General features: G+C 53.1%; 2 tRNA genes and 2 rRNA genes. All 4 read right to left on the bottom strand.

The window, feature by feature from the left end:
- Positions 1-1,023: ribosomal RNA gene (locus AC2FM5_RS19435) — 23S ribosomal RNA — on the bottom strand; the annotation flags it as partial.
- A 457-nt stretch (positions 1,024-1,480) separates the two neighbouring features.
- A tRNA-Ile gene (locus AC2FM5_RS19440) sits at positions 1,481-1,557 on the bottom strand.
- 28 nt (positions 1,558-1,585) lie between these two features.
- Positions 1,586-1,661, bottom strand: a tRNA-Ala gene (locus AC2FM5_RS19445).
- Between the two features lie 148 nt (positions 1,662-1,809).
- Positions 1,810-3,150: ribosomal RNA gene (locus tag AC2FM5_RS19450) — 16S ribosomal RNA — on the bottom strand; the annotation flags it as partial.

Genomic DNA, 3,150 nt, shown 5'->3' on the forward strand with positions numbered 1-3,150 from the left:
CTTAGCTGTAGGTCAGGGTTGTTTCCCTCTCCACTACGGACGTTAGCATCCGCAGTGTGTCTGCCATCTAGTACTCCCGGGTATTCGGAGTTTGGTTAGGATCAGTAAGCCTGTGGGGCCCCATTACCCATCCAGTGCTCTACCCCCCGGGGTATTCGGATGACGCTCTACCTAAATAGATTTCGCAGAGAACCAGCTATCTCCGAGTTTGATTGGCCTTTCACCCCTAGGCACAGCTCATCCCGATCCTTTTCAACGGATGTGGGTTCGGTCCTCCAGTGCGTGTTACCGCACCTTCAACCTGGCCATGCCTAGATCACTCGGTTTCGGGTCTGATCCCACGAACTCATACGCCCTATTAAGACTCGCTTTCGCTACGCCTACACCTAACGGCTTAAGCTTGCTCGTGAGACCAAGTCGATGACCCATTATACAAAAGGTACGCCGTCAGCTCGCTAGGAGCCTCCGACTGATTGTAGGCGTTCGGTTTCAGGTACTGTTTCACTCCCCTCGTCGGGGTGCTTTTCACCTTTCCCTCACGGTACTGGTTCGCTATCGGTCAGCAAGGAGTACTTAGCCTTCGAAGGTGGTCCTCCGATCTTCAGACAGAATTTCACGTGTTCCGCCCTACTTAATACGTCCGTCAAAGCTTCGAATACGGGGCTGTCACCCGCTATGGCCATGCTTCCCAACATGTTCTTCTCACTTATCCGGCTCGGCTGGTCCCCGTTCGCTCGCCGCTACTAGGGGAGTATCAATTGATTTCCTTTCCTCCGGGTACTTAGATGTTTCAGTTCCCCGGGTTTGCCCTTAAAACCCTATGTATTCAGGTCTTAAGTACCTGTTTAAACCCCATATTGAGTATCAAAGATAACAATATGAAGCTTTCAGGTGGGTTGCCCCATTCAGAGATCCATGGATCAAAGCTTATTCTCAGCTCCCCATGGCTTATCGCAGAGTATCACGTCTTTCATCGCCTCTTGCTGCCAAGGCATTCACCAAACGCCCTTCTCGCGCTTGATTTGATCCAGAAAGAGAAAGACACACGATAGTTGTGCTACCGCCTATTCGGCTACTTGAGCACAAGTATGTCAATCGCGACCGCCCAGCTGGTAACTAAAGGCGATCTTTCTTCTGAACCAAAAGCATACTTTCCCGCCTTCCATCCTGGAACCCATGCTGCCGATGTCGGTCGGCCCCGCACGGAGAATGGAAGACATGCATGATCGTCAGATCATGCGGGTTAGTGTACTTGACTTGGACAACTCTGTTCGTTTCAGCCGCGATAGCCGTGGACAGGCGAGGAAACACCCGTGTCACAACCCGCTCACCCGAAGATGAGAACGACTGAGATCAACGCCACACTCGGCGCCAATCAAACAGTGTTGATTGATTTCTCTCTTAACGATGTCAAAGGATACGTCCAATCGGACGGCTGAACACTCAAACAAGTGCTCAACGATCTGATCGAAGCGAGGAATGGTGGGTCGAGGAGGACTTGAACCTCCGACCTCACGCTTATCAGGCGTGCGCTCTAACCACCTGAGCTACCGACCCATCTCTCAATAGGGCCGACTGCAAATCATGGTGGAGCCTAGGAGGATCGAACTCCTGACCTCCTGAATGCAAATCAGGCGCTCTCCCAGCTGAGCTAAGGCCCCTTGCCGGATCCAGCACCAATCGCAGGATCCATCTGTCTGAAGAGATATGAGGACGGCTCGGTCCTTGAGTTTGACCAACTTTGTTTGTTGATCTTCTGCTAAGTGTATCACGAGATCTGCGAACAGATCTAACTAGATACATCCTTAGAAAGGAGGTGATCCAGCCGCAGGTTCCCCTACGGCTACCTTGTTACGACTTCACCCCAGTCGCTGATCCTACCGTGGTCCGCTGCCTCCAAAAGGTTGGCGCACGGCCGTCGGGTAGAACCAACTCCCATGGTGTGACGGGCGGTGTGTACAAGGCCCGGGAACGTATTCACCGCGTCATGCTGTTACGCGATTACTAGCGATTCCGACTTCATGGGGTCGAGTTGCAGACCCCAATCCGAACTGAGACAGCTTTTTGGGATTAACCCATTGTCACTGCCATTGTAGCACGTGTGTAGCCCAACCCGTAAGGGCCATGAGGACTTGACGTCATCCACACCTTCCTCCCGCTTATCACGGGCAGTTTCCTTAGAGTGCCCAGCCGAACTGCTGGCAACTAAGGACGTGGGTTGCGCTCGTTGCCGGACTTAACCGAACATCTCACGACACGAGCTGACGACAGCCATGCAGCACCTGTCACTAGGTCACCGAAGTGAAAGACCCATCTCTGGGACGGTCCTAGGATGTCAAGGGTTGGTAAGGTTCTGCGCGTTGCTTCGAATTAAACCACATGCTCCACCGCTTGTGCGGGCCCCCGTCAATTCCTTTGAGTTTTAATCTTGCGACCGTACTCCCCAGGCGGAATGCTTAATCCGTTAGGTGTGTCACCGAATAGCATGCTACCCGACGACTGGCATTCATCGTTTACGGTGTGGACTACCAGGGTATCTAATCCTGTTTGCTCCCCACACTTTCGCACCTCAGCGTCAGTATCGAGCCAGTGAGCCGCCTTCGCCACTGGTGTTCCTCCGAATATCTACGAATTTCACCTCTACACTCGGAATTCCACTCACCTCTCTCGAACTCTAGACCGATAGTTTTGGAGGCCGTTCCGGGGTTGAGCCCCGGGATTTCACCCCCAACTTTCCGATCCGCCTACGTGCGCTTTACGCCCAGTAATTCCGAACAACGCTAACCCCCTCCGTATTACCGCGGCTGCTGGCACGGAGTTAGCCGGGGTTTCTTTACCTGCTACCGTCATTATCTTCACAGGCGAAAGAGCTTTACGACCCTAGGGCCTTCATCACTCACGCGGCATGGCTGGATCAGGGTTGCCCCCATTGTCCAAGATTCCCCACTGCTGCCTCCCGTAGGAGTCTGGGCCGTGTCTCAGTCCCAGTGTTGCTGATCATCCTCTAAAACCAGCTATAGATCGTAGGCTTGGTAGGCCATTACCCCACCAACTACCTAATCTAACGCGGGCTAATCCAAAGGCGATAAATCTTTCCCCCGAAGGGCACATACGGTATTACTCTCCGTTTCCAGAGGCTATTCCGTACCT

This window comes from Ruegeria sp. BHSA162 (genome assembly GCF_059613385.1).